Genomic DNA, 19125 nt, shown 5'->3' on the forward strand with positions numbered 1-19125 from the left:
CTAGTCACCTGGCCCATAGGGCGGAGGCACGCGCTCACCATCAATCCTGATCTCGGCTCCATCCCGGTAGCGCACTACGGTGATGATGTTTCCCTGATCATCGTAGTGGGTGAACTCGCCCTGGGCCAGCCCCCCCGCATACCGTCCTTCCATCCGCAGCCTTCCATTCGGCCAGTACCAACGATGCTTGCCATCTGGTTCTCCGTTCTGGAAGGAACCCGAGAAATAGCGCTTGCCGTCGCCGTAGGTGTAGTTCCATGGACCTTCCTTAAGACCATCCTTGTATCCGCCTTCTTCCTTGTGGTCGCCTACCTCATAGAGCCACTTGCCTTCACGCCTGCCATCGATGTACTCTCCTTGGGTGATCACCTTGCCGTCCTCGTCGAATTCCACCGATGCGCCGTCCTCTTTTCCGCGCCGGTAGTTCTCTTGCCTATGGGTTCTGCCGCTTTCGTAGAACCAGGTCCATTGGCCTTGTGCCAATCCGGCGGCATACTTGCCGCGCTGCTCCACTTTGCCGCTTCGGTGGTAGAACGACCACTCGCCATCCTTCTTCCCTTCCTTGTAAACGCCCTCTGCGCGCTTCTCGCCCGTGCTGAAATATTCAACCCATGCTCCTTCGAGCATGCCTGAGTCGTTGACCATGCCCTCACTCACTAACTGATCGCCGCTGAAGATCCTCGCCCCTGTGATCCCGCCCTTCAGGTCGAATTCCTTGAAGAGTCCTTCACGCTTGCCTGATCTCGAATAGCTTCCCAACGAGGCGACCTTGCCATTCGGATGGAACGTGCGCTTGATATCCACTGTTAGCTTATCTGCTGCGCCGGTGTCCACAACGCCTGCGTCGTATTTGTTCAGTTCCTTTAGATTCCCCATGGCATCGTACTCCTTGAATATGCCATGCCGCTTGTCGTCCAAGAAGGAACCTTCCCAACGCACGCGTCCATTCGGATGGAACTCTTTCCACGGACCCTGCCGCAGGCCCGCCTTATCGATGCTGTTAATCTCCTCTCGTCGCCTGAGCATGCCCGCCCCGAAGTGAAGAATAGCTATGATCCGCCCATCAGGTGCGTATTCATGGCCCCGGCCCTCTTCACGGCCCGACTGATATGGCACCTCCTTTTGCTTGGTCCCGTCCGGGTAGTAGTAAACGGCGAATCCTTCGCGTAGATCATCCAGGTATGGGACGGCGCTTGTCACCATGCCAAGCGTGTCGAATTGCCGCATGGCCCCATGCTTGCGGTTTTCCTTGTACATGATCTCGGTTTCCAAGCGACCTTTTTCATCATAGAATCGCCATGCACTATCCAGCTTGCCCTTGACCCGGCCTCCTTCAGATCGCAATACACCACTGGCATAGAAATTCCGCCACCAGCCCTCTGGATTGCCATCCACAACAAGGCCTTCGCTGCTAATCTGACCATTGGGATGGTAATACCGCGTCAAGCTATCCTGTCCTTGCACATGGAGCACCACGAACAAACAAGACACAGTTGCTATCAGGCCATTGCATTTCATACTTCTTCTTAGAATTATTGATGATGTAGTATAGCCTGTTGGATCGGTTGATAATCAAGCCTCGAAGAGCTGGCGCCTTTGAGTTATCAAAAGTAATCCACCGATGACCAAGAATGCTCGCTGATTAGGGAATGGATACCAGGCATGCAGAGAAGGCCATGTGGCCGTGCAATGAACAATCCTGGCTTCCTGTGGATTAGTATTGATGTGGAAAACAAAGGGGGGCGAACGAACACGGTCAGTGTTCATGAGCGGTTGATGGAGCATTGCATTTTGCACGAGAAGGGCAAGACCATCGAACCCATCGAGCGGAACATGTTGATAGGGAATTGTTACGAGCAGATATGAACGGTTGATTGGCGATGTGAACAGGCTTGGCGTTGAAAAATCAGGGGAGCCGCCGTGGGCGGGTATATTCGCCACGTGGAAAAGACCATTGCCATTGGCAGCGACCACGCAGGCTTCGAGCTGAAGAAGCGCGTGAAAGAACGGTTGAATGAAATCGGTTGGCGTTGCACGGATTTCGGAACCAATGGTCTTGAGAGCATGGATTATCCCGATCCGGCGCATGCTGTGGCGCATGCTGTGGAATCTGGGGAGGTCTTATTGGGGGTGCTCATCTGTGGCAGTGGCAATGGGGTGAGCATGGCTGCGAACCGGCATAAGAAAGTGCGGTGCGCCTTGGCCTGGGCGCCTGAGGTGGCTGCGCTCGGCAGGAAACATAATGACGCGAATATTCTGGCGCTTCCGGCTCGTTTCGTCAGCACCGACCAGGCACTGGCCATCCTGGATGCATTTATAGCGGCTGAATTCGAGGGCGGCCGGCATCAACGGCGCGTAGAGAAAATTGAGGGGTGCTAGCCAGATGAAGCGCTTCAGGATATTCGCAGTGACTGGTATGTGGCTTTGCGCGAGTCTGCTGCGCGCGCAACCGGATACGGTCGCTTCGAGGTTTGCTCGGCTCATTGACAGGGTTGATTTGCAACGTCAATTGGAAGTGCTGGCCAACGACAGTTTCATGGGGAGGGATACCGGCAAGGAGGGTCAGAGGATGGCCGCTGAGTATCTCCGTGACAGGTTCTTGGAGATTGGCGTGCCTCCACTTTCGCGAGCCGGGGTGGACAGGGGCTTCTTTCAAACGTATGAGCTGATAGAGTCGCGCAAAGGGTCGATTGCCGTGCGATCGAGTGATCACGAGTTGAAGTGGCCCCAAGAAGTGCTTTATTTCTCGGAGCACATGAATGAGGGCTTGGAACTCGATTGGTTAGTCCCCTTGAAAGCGACTAAACCCTTGGATTCCTTATCGGTAGCGCGCGCGGGCGCCGTTATCGATGCGCGCAGCCTGGAACTCGGGCCGGCTGGATTCAATGGGCTGCGCGAACCTCTCGAAAGGGCGAAAACCGCAGGCTTCAAGGCCGTGTTCATCATTGTGCAAGAGGAGTCAAAGCAGCAGATGGATGGTTTCGTGCACGCTGATGGGACAAGCATGCGACTTCCGTCGCCGGAAGATCGCCCCCAAACGCGCAACGGAACCATGCAGGTGTTCTACCTCACGGCCCCGGGCTTGTCTAAGTTGTCGGGGCGGCGCGGAATGCGCTCTTTGCTGGGGGCCAAGGGGAGGCGGGTCAAGGTTGGAATCAGCATAGAGGTCACTCCGCGAGAGAAGCGCGTCCAAGCGGAGAACGTGCTGGCGTACATCGAAGGAACGGACTTGCGCGAAGAGCTTGTCGTGGTCACCGCCCACTATGACCACATTGGAGTGGAAAACGACGTGGTATACAACGGGGCCGACGATGATGGCAGCGGTACCGTTGCGTTGTTGGAGATCGCCCAGGCTTTCACAGCCGCCAGAGCCGCCGGGCGCGGCCCTAGACGGAGCATTCTCGTGATGCCGGTCAGCGGCGAGGAGAAGGGTCTATTGGGGTCTCGTTATTACAGCGAGAACCCCGTGTTCCCACTGGAACAAACCGTATCGAACTTGAACATCGACATGATTGGCCGCGTTGATTCGGCGCACGCGGCCTCACCGCCGTATGTCTACATCATCGGCAGCGACCGGTTGAGTTCGGAACTGCATGCTGTGAATGAAGAGGCGAATTCCGCACAAACCGGAATCGTGCTCGATTATTCGTTCAATGCGGAGGATGACCCGAATCGGTTCTATTACCGGAGCGACCACTACAACTTTGCGAGGAAAGGCGTCCCGAGCATCTTTTATTTCAGTGGAGTACATGAGGACTACCACCAACCGGGCGATGACGTTGAGAAGATCCGTTTCGATCTATTGGAAGCCCGGGCCCGGTTGGTGTTCCACACGGCTTGGCTGCTGGCAAATAGGAATGAGCGAATTCGAGCTGATAAGCCCATTAGGTGATGCCGAATTCGGCTAATCCGCGCGGACAAGCTGATTGATGTATTCATCAAGTCCGCGTTTGTACTCCGTATAATGATGGCCAGTACCGGGGCCATAGAAGCCGGTCCGGATACGCAGGACGCGGCCCTGCTTGTCGATGAATATGCAAGTCGGGTAGCTGATCAATCGTTCAAGGAATGGCAGCTTGGATGTGGCCTCTTCTTTGGACGCATTACCGGCATAAAGAATGGGATATGGCACCTGCAACGTGCTTTTGAACCGTCGCAAGCCGGCTATCGCGCGGGAGGGGTCGGAGTGCTTTTCGAATGCTATTGCCATTATCCGAAGGCCGTCATCGGCGTACTTGTCGTGCATCTCGCGCAATAGCACGGTTTCATCCATGCAATTCGGGCACCAGCTGCCCATGATATGGACCAGCAATGGCCTGCCACGGTATCCGGTGTCTGAGGGGGACCTCAAGATGCCGTCGGTGTCGGGAAACCGAAAATCTACTCGGTCATAACCCTCGCGCAGGAAGGAAAGAGAGTCGGGGTCCCGCAATCGATAGGAGTCAGTGCGCACGGCCACCCAAGGCTCTTGCCAATGGATGCCGCTCCAGAAACTCCCGAATAACGAATCACCCTTAGCTCGTGCCGCGAACAAGAAGGCATGCGAGCCATCGAAGCAGGATAGCTTAAGCGAATCACCGTGCGCGGCCCCCGCTAGATACCGGTAGTCCCCCGTCTCTGTCATGAAGGTACCGGTTAATGAGCCATCTCTGCCCGCTTGGAATTCACCTATCGAGTTGTAAGCGCCCGGCGTTCCTGGGCTGAATACTACACGCCAACTGCCAGAGAATCGCAGGGCGGCAGCGGAAGACTGCCTTGGGAATCGCGACTTGCTTCCAAATCGCGCGACAAAAGGAACGCGGTAATCATTGCCCTTCAGATAATTGAACCAAGCGCCGGTGATAACGCTATCTGAGGTGTGAGTTCCGAGGAACTCGGAGTCGAATAGCGGCATCCGTATCCGGATGGAATCATGCATGACCACGACGTCGCTCACAATGATCTCCTCAGCACCATTGTGGACGACCACAAAATCACGACCGAGGGAGTCGTTCCGAAAATCCAGATTGAACGGAAGTGTTGCTGCGCTCAAATCTAACTCGACGGTCCACGGGCCCTCACGAAGTGGACGCTCGCTTGGACCGCACGAAAGCAAGACGAGCGTTGCAAGGGAGATATGGAGGCGGGATCCCGGGTGCAGCGAATGCATGAGTGGCAAGAGGGGTTCGAGAACCGAGAGCTGGGTTCAAATGTCGAACCGAATGCCCTGGGCCAAGGGCAGGGTAGTCCCGTAATTGATGGTATTGGTCTGACGGCGCATATAGACTTTCCAAGCGTCGCTGCCGCTCTCGCGTCCGCCGCCGGTTTCCTTCTCCCCGCCGAACGCCCCCCCGATTTCCGCGCCACTGGTGCCGATATTCACGTTGGCGATGCCGCAATCGCTTCCGGTAACGCTCAAGAAGCGCTCTGCCTCACGTACATCAAGGGTCATGATAGCGCTGCTGAGGCCCTGTTTCACGTTGTTCTGTATGCGTATCGCCTCATTGACGTCGCCGCTGTAACGGAGTAAGTACAAGATGGGAGCGAAGGTTTCTTCCTGCACGATCGCCATCTCTGGCGTGGCCTCCACAATTGCTGGTCGAACGTAGCAGCCGCTCTCGTACCCGCTCCCGTTGAGCACCCCCCCTTCAATCGCGAACCGGCCACCCTGCTCTCTCGCAGCGCCCAATGCATTCAGGTAAGCATCAACTGCAGATTTGTCTATCAGAGGGCCGATATGGTTGCGCTCGTCCAGTGGATCGCCGATTCGCAATTGCTCGTACGCTGCTATGAGCTTCCGCTTGAATGCATCGTAGACACCGTCATGGATGATCAGGCGACGCGTGCTGGTGCAGCGCTGACCAGCTGTTCCCACAGCTCCGAAAACACTACCGATCAGCGCCATTTCCAAATCTGCCTTATCGCTGATGATGACCGCGTTGTTCCCGCCCAGCTCAAGTAACGACCGTCCTAGTCGCTCACCCACAGCCGCAGCGACCGCCTTGCCCATGCGCGTACTACCCGTCGCGCTAACGAGGGGAATTCGCGGGTCACGACTTATCCACTCACCGACCTCACGACCGCCGTTCAGAATGCAGCTGACACCTTCCGGTACACCGTTGCGCTTGAATACCCTGGACGTGATGTGCTGGCACGCAAGGCTGCATAGCGGGGCCTTCTCGCTGGGTTTCCAGATGACAACATCCCCACAAATCCAAGCCAAGGCTGCATTCCAGCTCCATACCGCAACTGGGAAGTTGAATGCGGTTATTACCCCAACAAGTCCGTATGGATGCCATTGCTCATACATCCGATGCAACGGGCGCTCGCTGTGCATGGTAAGTCCATGCAACTGTCGGCTAAGCCCTACGGCGAAGTCGCAGATGTCAATCATCTCCTGCACTTCGCCCAATCCTTCCTGATAGCTCTTTCCCATTTCATGGCTGACCAGCCTGCCCAGGGCGGACTTGTTCTGGCGTAGCTCATCGCCAATTTGTCGAACTATTTCCCCGCGTTTAGGTGCGGGCCAGGTGCGCCATTCCGAGAAGCCCTGTAATGCAGTGGTGACCACATGTTCATATTCAAGCCGGCTCGCGCTTCGGACTGTTCCAAGGAGCGCACCGCTTACGGGACTGTAGCTCTGGATTGCTCCACCCTCTCCATTAAACCAGCTCAAGCCCGTGGCAACCCCTCTGTTTTCTTTGGATAAGCCGAGATCATCAAGCACATTGAGGATGCGGTCCGTTAGTTGTTCGGTCGTGTTCATGGCCCTCGGGGTTTGGGCGGCGAAAATAGAAGTCGATTCGGTGACCTATCGGCAATCTTGGTACAAAGGGCCACAGGCGAAACATGAACTACGTAAATAACTAAAAATCAAGCGTATATGGGTCTGGTAAGTGAGCGGGTTACGCGCCGGTCGATTCTTTGATGTCGTATGTCCTGAAATAGCAACGGAGGCGCTCTACTTTCTATCGACCGAAGAGCCGCCGAAATCAATCTTTTCGGCAATGAACAAGGAACTCGAGGTCGGCTGGCCGGTAACGATGGAGATGAAATTGGAAACCGTCCCGAACAAGAGCGCATGTATCCAGGCCAACCAAGAGGGGCGCCCCAGATAACGCTCACTTAACAGGGCTATGTAGTAAGCGTCAAACCACATTCGCCGGGTTGCGACCAGCCTGAACCCTTGCCGGGATAAAAGAACGACGACATCGGACCTCCGGAAATGCCATAGATGTCTGGGCACGTCCCAAGCGGCCCAAGCGGCTCCGTAGTGCTTTGCGTCCCAGGACAACCTGTTTGGGACGGCTATTAGGAGATGCCCCCCCTTCTCAAGGAGGCCATGGTATAGTTGGATGGACTGTGGAAGATTTGGAACATGCTCGAGCACATGCCAGAGCGTAATTGCTTGGAACTTGACGGTGGTTGGAATGCTCTCTAGGGAGGGGTAGACCTTTAGGTTGTGTGATTGGATAGCTGTTTCACGCGCCCGAAGACCCGGCTCAACACCCGATGTAGAGTAGTTGGATTTGGCCAAGAGCGCCAAAAACTCTCCCGTCCCGCAACCCACATCCAATATATGGCCAGAGGGGGAATAGGCACGTAGAATAGATGATTTCGAACGCAGTGCGATTGAACGTAAAGCGCGATAAACCCGTGCAAGGGCGGTTTGGCCCGTCGCGTCGTGGGATATATATTCATTAGACTCGTAGTAAGCGGACAAGTTGGCACCGCGTGGTCTTGGGCTTGTGGAGCGAAACCCACACGAGGTACAGTCGACGAGGTGAAATTCCTCTTTCGTAAAATGATGGTCTAAGACATTAAGCGCATTGACATGCTCTCGTTTTCCACAGAGGGGACACGAATCGTCGGGTATGGAAGCATTTAGTTCCACGTGGAACAGGGCGATGGTTAGCGCCCTAGATAAACTAATAGCACGTTCAAATCCGCCGGTGAAACACCGCTTATCCTGGACGCCTGACCAATGGTGCTGGGCTTCAACTGATTCAGTTTCTGACGAGCTTCTAAGGATAGCGAAGTAAAGAGTGAGTAATCCAATTCTGTTTCTAATGGCAAATGATGGAACCGCCCAATCTTCTGGGCGACTTCACGCTCTCGGTTCAGGTACCCCTCGTATTTAACCTCAATCTCAAGTTGCTCAACAACTTCTGAGTCTAAGTCTCCAAGTTTCTTTTGGATGGCAGAGAGCTTAGGAGAGAGATGCTCAATATCACCAAAGCGCACCTGAGGCCGAAGCAAAAGATCGTAGAGTTTCGATTTCTGCCGAAGGGGCGTTGTTCCACGTGGAACTAACACTTCATTCGCCTCTTCCGGACCGGCGCTTTCACGGCGCAGTGCCGCTGAAAGCTCACCGACCCCAAGCAATTTCTTTTCAACGCGCTTCATGCGCGAATCATCTGCCAAGCCAATGGCATGGGACCGAGGGGTAAGCCGTAAATCTGCGTTGTCCTGCCTAAGAAGAATTCGGAACTCCGCACGGCTGGTGAACATTCTATAAGGCTCATCCGTGCCCTTTGTGACAAGATCGTCGATAAGAACGCCGATATACGCCTCATCGCGATTCAGGACAAATGGTCCAGATTCATTTAGCATCAAATGAGCATTGATGCCCGCCATCAAGCCTTGGCACGCAGCCTCTTCGTAACCCGTAGTCCCATTTATCTGTCCAGCGAAGTAAAGGCCTTTCACAAGCCTCGTCTCCAGGGTGAGATTCAATTGAGTAGGGGGGAAGTAGTCGTACTCCACCGCATAACCTGGGCGGAAGAACCGGGCATTCGCGAAGCCAGGGACCTTGCGTAAGGCTTCAACCTGCACCTCTTGTGGCAGACTTGTGCTGAAACCATTGACATAAGTCTCAACAGTATCCCAGCCCTCTGGCTCAAGGAATATCTGATGGCGGTCTCTATCTGCGAATCGATCAATCTTATCCTCAATGCTCGGGCAATACCGAGGGCCTATGCCGCTAATTCTGCCATTGAACATAGGGCTTCGGTCGAATCCACCGCGCAGGATATCATGCACCTCTGGATTGGTATAGGTCATCCAACAACTTAGTTGTCGCGCGAGGGGTTTCGTAGTAGGCGAGTAGCTGAATTTGCTCGGCTCACTATCGCCGAGTTGTTCCTCCAGTTGTCCATAATCTACGCTACGACCATCAATCCGCGGGGGTGTACCGGTCTTCATCCTGCCAGACCTGAAGCCCAAACCACGAAGCTGCTCAGTAATACCATGGCTGGCGGTTTCGCCAGCACGCCCTCCACCCAACTGTTTCTCGCCGATGTGCATTACACCATTCATGAAGGTCCCACTGGTAAGCACAACCGCACGGGCGCGGATTGCGGACCCCATTCCAGTGACCACTCCTTCAATCCGCAGCGCGTCGCTGTCCGTGGTTAGAAGACTGACCACCGTATCTTGAATAAAATGAATGTTCGGTAAGCTCTCCAGAGTCTTTCTCCACTCCCACGCGAATCGTACTCGATCGTTTTGTGTTCGCGGGCTCCACATGGCCGGACCCTTACTGCGGTTGAGCATCCGGAATTGCACGGCGCTCTTGTCGCTAATGATTCCACTATAGCCACCAATGGCATCTATTTCCCTGACTATCTGACCCTTGGCAATTCCGCCCATGGCCGGATTGCAGCTCATTTGGCCGATAACACCCATGTTCATCGTAATAAGAAGTACATGCGACCCCAGGTTCGCTGCAGCGGCGGCGGCCTCGCAGCCGGCATGGCCACCACCCACGACAATCACATCATAATCGAGGTTCATACTATTCCAGGAAGGGCCAATACCGGCCCACAAGGCAAAGAAAGGCGGAGCAAGGGGCTCTATTGGCAATCGAGGCAACCATTATTCAAGATTGCCGCGTCTATTGGTGGCTCTACCGCCGAAAAACTAGAACTTCACGCCCCAACCCAGAAACCATGAAGAACCTCATCGCCACTTTCGCGCTTTCGCTCTTTGCCATAGGAGCCCAAGCTCAGCAGCAAACGCCAATTGATTCGAAGCAGCCAAACGCTACCGCGGAGATTGCCAGCATTAGCGCGGGGCTTAAAGAAGCATACGGCACACTTAGTCGTGAACTCGCTCATTTGGGGAGAGAGATTGGCCCGGACGCAACAAAGGCGACCGCAGAGCAAACAGCATTGAAAGCACGTATGGAGCAATCGCTCTTGCAATTAGAGGGCATGCTTACCACGGTTAATGACCCCAGCGCCGCTTCTCAGTGGACCGAGGTTGTGGCGAAGGCCGAGATGGTGCGGAAGAACGCTAGCGCTATCGTGGAGGAGCGAAAAGCGAAACGCTGAGCGAAGGAATCTAGTACAGCCTCAAGCAGGCGTCTTCTGACGCGGTCATGGCTTTGCGTTCCGAGGGCTTCTTATCCGAATGCCCAAGGAGATGTAACAGGCCATGCACCATCACGCGCCTTAGTTCTTGTTGTTGCGGAACGCAGTACACGTTGGCGTTATCGCGGATTCGCGGCAGGCTCATGAGCACTTCGCCGCGTACCCCAACCCCACCGCTCAAGTCAAAGGTGATTACATCAGTAAAGTCGTCATGGCCCAAGAATCGGCGATTGATTTCCATCAGGGCCTCGTCGGATAAGAGCACGAAAGACAACTCCAGGACGTCTTGGCCATGCTCTTGGGCAACGCGCAACAACCATTCGCGAAGCCGCGCGCGTTCCCGGAAAATATTGGGTACACCGCGCGCCAGGAAATGAACTTGGCCCATTGCGGGGCTAATCCTTCCTTGGGATGAGGCTGAACGCAAGCGCAGCAGTGGCGCCGTTGTCTGTAAACTCGACCTCATCAGCCAGGGCTCGCATCAGAAAGACGCCTCGACCATGTGGCCTCTCGAGATTTTGAGGATCGGTCGGATCCGGAAGGTTCAGATGGTCAAAACCCGGACCCTGGTCTGAGACGACGAAGACCAACTGATGCTCTCGGGCCTCATAACCGAGGGAGACAATCTTTGAGGGGTCTAATCCATTGCCGTGATGAATAGCATTGTTCACGGCTTCGGTTAGCGCAATGAGTATGTTCCCATAAAGGCTCTCGTGCACATTGTAGCGGGAACAGGCCTCGTCAATGAGCCTTTCTGCTACGGCGATATTCTCTGCCTTAGCGGGAAATTCGATGCGCTCGGTGAAGGCCAGAGCTTCGGTGAGTGCGGGCATGCTGTTCAGGGTCGGTCAAAGGTACCGAAATAGGCATTCACGCGATCCCGGTAATATGGCTTGAGCCCTGGCGGGACCGTTCTCAGCAGTTCGGCCTCACGGGACTTAAGCCGCTGGTGCTCGAATGCGCGCTTTGGATCCGGAGGCGGTGCATCGCGACCCTCGTTGCTCGTCCGCTTCTGGTCGAGCTCTCTTTCTCGTTCGGCCTTCTCGTGCTCGAGGAGGCGAACGAGGAGATCCTGTTGGCGCCGCATCGTCTCCGGTGTGATGCTCTTATTCACGATGTCCCTTTCTTGCTGCTCCATCTGTTGAGCCAGCTTATTCAGCTCATTCCCGGTCCCGCTGCCGTCCTTATTGAGCTCTTGGGCGATTCGATGCATTTCCTTCCGAATGGCTGCTTGCTGAGCGGCGAGATTTGCGAGTTGTTGGCTCATCCCCGGCAAACCGGGGCTTCCTTGGCCGCGCTGGTCGCCTGGCTTCTTGCCCTGCTCCATGGCCTTCCGCATTTCTTCGAGCTGCTTCTGCATGGCTTGCTGTTGAGCCCGCGCCTTCGACATGCTTGGCTTATTACCGGCTTGTCCGCTTGGGTTCTTCCCTGGCTTGTTGCAGCTGCCGCTCCCGGGCTTGCTCTGAGCATTCATCTGCTGCATCATCTGTTGGAGCGCCTCATCAAGCAATAGGGCCAGGTTATTCAAGGAGGTCATGGCGCGTTGCTGCTTGTCGGCTGCGCTCGGCTTGAATCGCTCGTTGGCGCGAGCCTCACCAATCAGCCGTCGAGCCTCATCCATGTTGTCGTTCACCGCATTCATCTCCTTGTTTACGGTGCTTTGGATCTGGGGCACGCGCTTGCTTAGTGCGAAGAGGGAATCCTCGATGACTTTGGCGTCGTCCCGAAGCTTGCGCTGCGTGCGGCCATGCCCCACCCACCGAGGGTCGCGGACATTGGTCGCTGTCAAATCGGCCATGAGGCCTTCTTGGCCGAAGCTCAGGTGTAGGATGTTCTCTAGCAGCTGCCTTAGAGCGTCCATGTCCTCTTCTTGCTGTTCTTGTGCGCCCCCCTGCATGGCGCTCTCCATCTGGTGTGCAAGCTGCTCCATCTTCTCTGCCGCGCCCTTCTGTCCGTTCGAGGCTTTCTGTCTCTGCTTTCGATCCAGGTCCTCCGAGCTTCGTTGTTGCTGATCCTGGATTTCTTGTTCGAGCGCTTCCGTATCGGGCAGGTTCATTGGTTGCTCGAGGTCCTTGTTCTTCTCAGAGAGCTGGTCCATGTCCTTGCGCAGCTCCTTGAATTCCTCGTTCAGGGCCTCTTGCTCACGCTTCAGGTCGTCATCGGGTCGCTTCTCCTCTTTGGTCTCCTCGCCGAGTTTCTCTTGTTTCTCGGCAAGTTCCTGTAGTCGCTTGGTGATGTCCTCGGCCTTTTGCTCCACCTCCATGCGCTTGAACAGCTCTAAAGCCCTGTCGAGCTCTTTCTCGATGTCTTCCTGCCCCAGCTTCATCTCCCGCAGCTGCTCTTGAAGCTGGTCCTTGTCCAGCTTCTGCATGAGCTCATCCACCTTGCGGTAGAGTTCTTTCATTTCTTCACTGAGCACATTCTCGAAGAGCTCCTGGATGCGCTCCTGCTTCTCCAGAAGCCGCTCGTCCGGCGGACTGAATTCACGGTTTTCCTGCTGGCTCTGGCGCATCTGTTCCACAGATTCCTCGATGCGCTGTTCAAGGAGCTTCTGGCGCTCCATGATCTGCTGAAGCCGATTCTTGTCCTGCCAATCCGCCTCTTTCTTCTCCAAAAGGTCGCGCCGCAGTTTGTCCAGCTCCTGCTGCAGGTCCTGTGCTTCGCTGATGCTCTCGCGCAACCGCCCCTTGCTCTCCTCGCTTCGGGCCTCTTGGCGCTCGGAAAGCTCCTTAAGCGTTGGCGCAGCAAAGACCTGCACGGCCGTTCGGGTGCTCTTGCTTCCATTCACGCCATCATTATCCCACACTTCGAACCAATGTTCAATCCGATCTCCAGGGGAAAGGCTCAGGTCATACAGGTCCCAGGTATGGAAGTAGGCCTGCCGCACGCTCCGCGAGTCGATGGCGATTGGAGTGCTGCCCTGTCGTTTCTCCGCAGCAACACTATCGCCACCCGCGACGAAACGATAATGGAAGAGCAGCTTCCTCAGTCCGTGATCATCGCCCGCCTCACCGCTGAAGTACAAACGCCGCAAGGCCGACGAGTCTTGAGTGGACTGTACCGTGATGGTCGGATGGAGGTCCGGAACAACCTCGATCCTATGCCTCATGGGCTCGGCACCGTGACGTTTTTCTAGCATGGGCCGCAACACGAATGAGCGGCTTTGCATCATTCTCCGTGTCATGCTGAAAATGACTTGGCCCGACTCGGTCGGCAGGGGTGCAGAGACGAGCGTGGTGTCATCGAATTCCATGTGAAGTGCATCAGCGCTTTGAGCCGTGGCAAGCCAGGTGATGCGCGTGCCTGCAGGAACGGTCATGTCCCCGGCTACGCGTTCCTCCGCGGTCGAGAGGTCGAGGTAAGCGGGGTACTCAAGGCTTGCGCTAAGTCCGATGATCAATGGAGCGGGCTCCGGTGTCAAGGTGTATTCCCGGCTCTTGAACCCATCTGCCCGGAAGTTGAACACGATTTGGCTGTGCACATTGCGGAAACGATGGGAGAAACGCCCAGGAGATGGCTGGACCATAGGGATTGCGGCACCGTTGGCTTCGACTTCAACCCGGCTCGGAAGCGGGTCCCCCTCAAGGCCTAACAGCAATTCGAAGTCCTTGCCTTCGGCTACGGTCAGCGAATCATTGAGCAGGACGAACCGGAAGGGCGCCTCGGGGAGGAACTCGCTTCCATGGCGGAGTATTCGATGCGCGGGCCCGGTTATGATGCTCGGCGCAGCGAACAGCAGCAAGAACAGCAAGGCAAGCGGGGGGGCTGCGTAGCGCAAGTACCGACGGTTGCGACGGAGGTCGATTGCGCGCACGAAGCTCACCGGCCCCAATTCGCGGCTGCGTTGCGCGATGGCGGCCTCGATGAGCTCGCGACGATTCGGCAGGGTGGCGGCCAGGTCATGGAGCTGCAGGGTGTTCAACAGCTTGTCGCGAACGTCGCTGAAGTGGGAGCCGATGATCCGAGCGGCCTCTTCGTGGGAGATGATGGGCCCGAGTCGCATGAGCATCACCAATGGCTGCACCACGAATCGCCCCAGCACCAAGCCCATGCTTAGCACGAAGCCCCAGAACAGCAACGTGCGCAGCGAAGTGCCGAAATGGCCCAAATGCTCAAGCAGGGCCGTTGCCAGGAACAGGCTCGCCAAGAGTCCTGTGGCGTATAGCGCGCCGCGTATCAGCCGGTCCTTGTAGTACTTCCGGATGAAGGCATCGAGCTTGGCGATGAGCAGTTGGTAGTCGCTTTGCATCGGTGCTGGGGAAACGCCCGGTGGCGAACCTTGTTGCGGAGCAAAGCTACGCCCGTGACATAGGGGTTCGCCCCGCGCCTGTGAGCATGATCATCACCGGACCATAGCGCGCCGGGACAGGGTCCGGTCGCCATCGACGATGCGGATGCTGTAAGTGCCGGCCGCTAAGCGGAGCGCGAGCGCAGCTTGCAGCCGGCCCTGTACGACCTGTGCCTGGTCGGCGTGCAGGAGTCGGCCTGAAAGATCGAGCACCTCAATGCTCACCCAAGGCGATCGGAGACCATCGGCCACCACATTGAAGAGCCCATCGCTCGGCACGGGGAAAACCTCCATGCGCCCGGCTTCGGTTCCGGCATCCGGCATATTCGTCGTATCCCACAAGAACGACAGGGTGATGATGCAGCCATTGCCGGCATCCACGGTAACCCCGTAGAGCCCGTCGCCCTGCAGGAACACGAATGCGGTGTTTTCCCCGATCGCGACGCCATTGAATGTCCACGCATAGCTCACATACCCGCTGGGCACGAAGAGGACGTTGCCGTTCTGCGCGACGCTGAACACAGGGCATACCACAATAGCATTGCTCGTGTCGGAGCAGCCGAAGCCATTGAAGCCGACGACCTGCCAAACGCCGGGTCCGCTGGGAAGCAAGCACGGGCCGGTCTCATTGGGCACAACTTGGCCATCGAGGAGCCAAACGAACGACGTGAGCGCAAGGTCCGTAGCGCACAACTCGCTCGTGGTGCCATTCTGAACAAGCACGACACTGGGCAGCGGATGAACCACGATTGCTGCCGTGTCATTGAACACTTGCTGCGGCTCATTGGTGATTTCCATGCTGCCCGTAGTGCCGCCGGCCACATTGAGGAAGTATGTGCCTTCGCTGGTGAGCGGAATGTTGTAGGTGCCCAAGAGGTCATCGCCACTGATCACATCCTCGTCGTAAAAGGAGATGGAATATGGGGGGTTATCGAGCAGCAATCCGAGACTGGTCCACTGCCCGGTGGATACATCGGTGAATGCGCTTGAGGTATAGGCGCCGCCGCCGGCGTTTGTGAGCACGAAATAGGGATCAGGCGTACCGGTGCAGCCTACGATTGGCAGGTCAGGTTCTTCGACATCGCCGCACCAGTTGCCGTTCACGCCAGTGAGCGTCACGGTTTGCAGCACGTAGCCGCCGATCGTTGTCTGCAAGGTCACTTGATAGGTGCCGTCCGGAGAAAAGGTCTGAGCTGGCGGTTGAGCCAACGTGCTGGTGCTGCCATTGCCGAAGTCCCATGCATAAGCGGTGGGAGAGGGGCTGCCATCGATCAGTGCTTGGAAGTTCGCCGTGACCGAGCCGCAACCGGAGGTGGGCGTGAAGCTGAAGCTCGTGTTGCCGCCCGACCCCGGAAGCACGATGAGCGTGATCGGGAAGGAAGTAGGTACATCGAGGGTGATGCCGCTGGCGGTGACCTGGGCCACAACGCTCACGGTAATCGGGAACTCACCAGCGCCGAATGGAGTGCCGCAAATCCGCGCGCAGCCGAATTCATTGTCCTGCGGGTAATACACGCCATCGGGCGAGTTCGTTGTGAAGCTCAATCCGAAAGGAAGGCCGGAAACGCCGGTGACCGTTAATTGGAGGAGGGTCACGTCGAACCCGGAGCCCGGGTCGGTGAAGTTGGCCGGCATCCAGAAAGTGAAGTCCTCTTCATAGTACTGGCCGACGGTCGCGTTAGGCGCGGTCTCCGGACAAAGCGTCGGGAAGGCCGGAGAGATGGTGCAGCTCAGATCGGGCGTGCAGCCCGGGCACTGGGCCCTGGCCGAAGCAAGCGCGAAGAGGAGCGCGAAAGGCAGCAGTGAGCGCAATGGTGCAATGTGAAGCATGAGCGGGTTGTTGCGAAGGCAAGGTAGCGGAATGAAACAGACCCGCGCCTTCGCTCAGGTGCGCCAACGTGCCGCCAGGTAATAGCGTAGCCGGCCAAGGGTCCATCCGCCTGAAAGACGCGCATGCCTGCAGGCAAGTCGAGGGTCATGGTCGGCGAGCAGGAAGAAGATGCGATCGAGCTCGGCACGCAAGCGGGATTCGAACACGGCTTTCGGGAAAGCCTGCGCCTCTCGGTTGAAGGCAATAAGTCGCGCCGCCCACGCATTCAACGACCGAACCCCATCGACGGTCTCTGGAGGATCAAGCCTGCGCAACAGCACCAGGTGCGATCGCAACTCTTGCTGATCGGCCTTCAAACCGAAGAACCCCAAAGCCTCCTTGACAATCCGCTCCGCATCGGCCAGCATGTTCCGCCCATGCCGGAAGTTATTCGCCCCGATGCGGTATTGGGTGAGCGCTTCTGGAAGATTCGCCACTTCCGTTACTGCCGCTACCCGGAGCAGAAAAAGGTAATCCATGCCCGGACCCCGCCAATCCTCTGGGCATTGAAGGCCATGCGTTACGATCACGCTCCGTCGGAACATGGCCGAACCATACAGCAAGGGGTCGTCGAAGAGCATCTGGCCCCGCGCCACTTCATCACGGGTCGGCCAGGCCGCTACGCGATCGCGATCGCCTATCAGCTGCGCAGCGGTGCCGCAAGCGCCTATCCGAGGATGCGCATCCATGTAGGCCACTTGCTTTGCCAACCGATCTGCATGCATCATATCGTCCGCATCGAGGATCGCCACGTACTCGCCCGCTGATTCAGCAAGGCCCCGATTGGCGTTGCGCGCGCGCCCAAGGTTCTCCCCGTGCACGATCAATCGAATGCGCGGATCGCTTACGGCCCGGACCAGATCAGCGCCGCGGTCCGTGCTGGCATCGTCCAATACCAGCAATTCGAAGTCGGTGTAGCTGCTGGCGAGCACGCTCTTCACCGCCTCCTCCACGAACGGGGCCTTGTTGTACAAGGTCATCAAAACGGTGACGCGCGGCGGCATATTCGAGAAGGCCTTCAATCCGCCACCCGGCTGTTCAGTGCGGCGCCACGACCAAGCTTGCCTGGCTTCGCGCCCCTGCGCATTCAACGTGTACGGTGTACACGCCCGAACGAAGCGAGGGAACATCAATCTGCAGCCCTTGTTGACTATTCAGCGGACTTTGCGCTGAATGCACAACACGCCCGTGCAGATCAAGTACGCGGACCAGTGCAATTCCGTTGATCGGTCGTGAGAGCGCCAGGCGCACAACCCCACTGCAAGGGTTGGGTGAGAGCAGAAGGGCCGATGGCGATTCGTGTTCGGTGATGCCAACACCCGCGACCAGCAAGGCAGACGTGCTGCTGCATCCATCGGCGCTTATCCCGGTCACCTGCCAAAGGCCATTGGACGCCGGCACGCACGGTCCTTGCTCGTCCGCGACCACATCGCCGTTCAGCGTCCATACGTAGGAAACGAGGGATTGGTCCTCGGCGCAAAGGGTGCCCGCATCAAGGTCTAATGAGAGCGTGGTTACGGGCACGCTGAATACGCGCACCGTGTCGGTGAATGATGTGGTGAGCACCGTTTGCACCTCCACTTGCCGCGACCCGGCCGTGCCGCCTTGGCTGAAGGAAGCGCTGCCCGTTGCGCTGGTGATGTCGAAGGTGCTCAGCAGATCGTCGGCACTGATCTCGTCCTTGTCATACACGCGCAAGGTGAAAGGCGGGAACCCGAGCGGGATGGCGAGGTTGTTCCAGGCTGTGCTCTGCACATTGTTCACGACTGCCGACCGCCAGAGCGCAAGACGCGCGTCCTGCAAAGTGAAATACAGGTCGGGCTGACCCACGCAGCCAACAATTGGAAGGTTCGGCTCATCCAAATCGCCGCACCATGCGTCTGAGACGCTGCTAATGGCCATCTGCGTCAACATGGGCACGGAAAAGGATCGTTGAAGGGTGGCCGGGAAATCACCGCCATCGGTATAGTTCTGGTCTGGAGGAGCGCTGCCGGAGAATGTGCTGCCATTGCCGAAGTCCCAATCGAAGCTCGTAGTCATGCCGGCTGCACCAAGCGCTTCGGAGAATGACACGGTCATGGGTGCGCACAGCGAATCAGGCGCGAAAGAGAAATCGGGCAGGGTATCCTGAGCGGCGGGCAGAACCTGGATCGGGATGCCCAGGGTGTAATTCTGATTGATGGCGATACCGCCGGCGGTGCCTTGGGCAATGGCCGTGAGTCGGATTGTGTCGTTCCCTGCCACCATTGGGATGCCGCATACACGAACGCAGCCAAAGGGGTCGGTTTGCGGGAAATAGGTCAGTGTTGGGCTGTTGGCTTCGTAAGTAAGGCCGAGCGGCACATTCTCCATGCTGATCAACGTGACCTGCTGCAGCACCACGTTCAGCTGCGTAGTAGGCTCGGGGAAGGAGGGGGGGATCCAGAAGGTGACATCCAAATCGTATGGCACGCCTACGATGCCCACGGGTGTTATGGAGGGGCAGACCGCGGGGAATGGAGGGTCAACCGTACAGGTGTCGCCGATGGCGCAGGGACCGCATTGAGCCATAGCGCCCGCTGCAACGCAACCCCCGAATAAACCGAAGAGCGCTCTTTTCATAGGGCCAATGTAGC

14 protein-coding genes are annotated in these 19125 nt (G+C 57.0%); 3 read left to right on the forward strand and 11 right to left on the reverse strand.

The genetic code is table 11. The annotated features are described in order from the left end of the window. Window positions 1-1257 (reverse strand): hypothetical protein, encoded by a 1257-nt coding sequence (locus IPK70_01035; GenBank protein ID MBK8225742.1) that lies wholly within the window; start codon window positions 1255-1257, stop codon window positions 1-3. Between the two features lie 684 nt (window positions 1258-1941). On the opposite strand from IPK70_01035, the gene rpiB reads away from it, so the two are divergent. Continuing rightward, window positions 1942-2379: a ribose 5-phosphate isomerase B gene (rpiB, locus tag IPK70_01040; protein ID MBK8225743.1), complete on the forward strand. Its 438-nt coding sequence runs from the start codon at window positions 1942-1944 to the stop codon at window positions 2377-2379. A 37-nt stretch (window positions 2380-2416) separates the two neighbouring features. Next, on the forward strand, window positions 2417-3892 hold the full coding sequence (locus IPK70_01045; GenBank protein MBK8225744.1) for a M28 family peptidase: 1476 nt from the start codon (window positions 2417-2419) through the stop codon (window positions 3890-3892). A 12-nt stretch (window positions 3893-3904) separates the two neighbouring features. Here IPK70_01045 and IPK70_01050 read toward each other — a convergent pair whose 3' ends face one another. The 4 genes from IPK70_01050 to mnmG all read right to left on the reverse strand — a co-directional run bounded on the left by IPK70_01050 (window position 3905) and on the right by mnmG (window position 9774). After that, window positions 3905-5032 carry a TlpA family protein disulfide reductase gene (locus IPK70_01050; GenBank protein MBK8225745.1) on the reverse strand — a complete coding sequence of 376 codons (1128 nt, stop codon included), beginning with the start codon at window positions 5030-5032 and terminating at the stop codon, window positions 3905-3907. A 153-nt stretch (window positions 5033-5185) separates the two neighbouring features. Next, complete coding sequence (locus IPK70_01055) at window positions 5186-6745, reverse strand: aldehyde dehydrogenase family protein (GenBank protein ID MBK8225746.1); 1560 nt, start codon at window positions 6743-6745, stop codon at window positions 5186-5188. Between the two features lie 195 nt (window positions 6746-6940). Then, entirely contained in the window at window positions 6941-7702 is a 762-nt protein-coding gene (locus IPK70_01060; protein MBK8225747.1) for a class I SAM-dependent methyltransferase, read from the reverse strand. A gap of 188 nt (window positions 7703-7890) precedes the next feature. Further along, on the reverse strand, window positions 7891-9774 hold the full coding sequence (gene mnmG, locus IPK70_01065; protein MBK8225748.1) for a tRNA uridine-5-carboxymethylaminomethyl(34) synthesis enzyme MnmG: 1884 nt from the start codon (window positions 9772-9774) through the stop codon (window positions 7891-7893). 155 nt (window positions 9775-9929) lie between these two features. Here mnmG and IPK70_01070 point away from each other — a divergent pair, with 155 nt between their 5' ends. Continuing rightward, window positions 9930-10313 (forward strand): hypothetical protein, encoded by a 384-nt coding sequence (locus IPK70_01070; protein MBK8225749.1) that lies wholly within the window; start codon window positions 9930-9932, stop codon window positions 10311-10313. A gap of 10 nt (window positions 10314-10323) precedes the next feature. Here the strand turns inward: IPK70_01070 and ybeY are convergent, their stop codons facing one another. The 6 genes from ybeY to IPK70_01100 form a co-directional block, all read right to left on the reverse strand. Beyond that, a complete protein-coding gene (gene ybeY / locus IPK70_01075; GenBank protein ID MBK8225750.1) occupies window positions 10324-10740 on the reverse strand; it encodes an rRNA maturation RNase YbeY in 417 nt (138 codons plus the stop codon). 7 nt (window positions 10741-10747) lie between these two features. Next, on the reverse strand, window positions 10748-11185 hold the full coding sequence (locus tag IPK70_01080) for an ATP-binding protein (GenBank protein MBK8225751.1): 438 nt from the start codon (window positions 11183-11185) through the stop codon (window positions 10748-10750). 5 nt (window positions 11186-11190) lie between these two features. Then, window positions 11191-14601 carry a DUF4175 domain-containing protein gene (locus IPK70_01085; GenBank protein ID MBK8225752.1) on the reverse strand — a complete coding sequence of 1137 codons (3411 nt, stop codon included), beginning with the start codon at window positions 14599-14601 and terminating at the stop codon, window positions 11191-11193. Between the two features lie 93 nt (window positions 14602-14694). Beyond that, the gene (locus IPK70_01090; GenBank protein MBK8225753.1) at window positions 14695-16470 is read right to left on the reverse strand and encodes a hypothetical protein; all 1776 of its coding nucleotides are present in this window, start codon (window positions 16468-16470) and stop codon (window positions 14695-14697) included. A 54-nt stretch (window positions 16471-16524) separates the two neighbouring features. Then, on the reverse strand, window positions 16525-17490 hold the full coding sequence (locus tag IPK70_01095; GenBank protein ID MBK8225754.1) for a glycosyltransferase family 2 protein: 966 nt from the start codon (window positions 17488-17490) through the stop codon (window positions 16525-16527). Window positions 17491-17548: 58 nt separating this feature from the next. Beyond that, complete coding sequence (locus tag IPK70_01100; GenBank protein MBK8225755.1) at window positions 17549-19111, reverse strand: hypothetical protein; 1563 nt, start codon at window positions 19109-19111, stop codon at window positions 17549-17551. Window positions 19112-19125: the final 14 nt, after the last annotated feature.

The organism is Flavobacteriales bacterium (assembly GCA_016712535.1).
Lineage (GTDB): Bacteria > Bacteroidota > Bacteroidia > Flavobacteriales_F > PHOS-HE28 > PHOS-HE28.

Bases quoted from the DNA above. Each gene is read 5' to 3' on its own strand.
- IPK70_01055 (MBK8225746.1), bottom strand. From the start codon at position 6,745: ATGAACACGACCGAACAACTAACGGACCGCATCCTCAATGTGCTTGAT.
- IPK70_01095 (MBK8225754.1), bottom strand. From the start codon at position 17,490: ATGACCTTGTACAACAAGGCCCCGTTCGTGGAGGAGGCGGTGAAGAGC.
- IPK70_01035 (MBK8225742.1), bottom strand. From the start codon at position 1,257: ATGTACAAGGAAAACCGCAAGCATGGGGCCATGCGGCAATTCGACACG.
- IPK70_01090 (MBK8225753.1), bottom strand. From the start codon at position 16,470: ATGCTTCACATTGCACCATTGCGCTCACTGCTGCCTTTCGCGCTCCTC.
- IPK70_01100 (MBK8225755.1), bottom strand. From the start codon at position 19,111: ATGAAAAGAGCGCTCTTCGGTTTATTCGGGGGTTGCGTTGCAGCGGGC.
- mnmG (MBK8225748.1), bottom strand. From the start codon at position 9,774: ATGAACCTCGATTATGATGTGATTGTCGTGGGTGGTGGCCATGCCGGC.
- IPK70_01070 (MBK8225749.1), top strand. From the start codon at position 9,930: ATGAAGAACCTCATCGCCACTTTCGCGCTTTCGCTCTTTGCCATAGGA.
- IPK70_01045 (MBK8225744.1), top strand. From the start codon at position 2,417: ATGTGGCTTTGCGCGAGTCTGCTGCGCGCGCAACCGGATACGGTCGCT.
- IPK70_01080 (MBK8225751.1), bottom strand. From the start codon at position 11,185: ATGCCCGCACTCACCGAAGCTCTGGCCTTCACCGAGCGCATCGAATTT.
- ybeY (MBK8225750.1), bottom strand. From the start codon at position 10,740: ATGGGCCAAGTTCATTTCCTGGCGCGCGGTGTACCCAATATTTTCCGG.
- IPK70_01085 (MBK8225752.1), bottom strand. From the start codon at position 14,601: ATGCAAAGCGACTACCAACTGCTCATCGCCAAGCTCGATGCCTTCATC.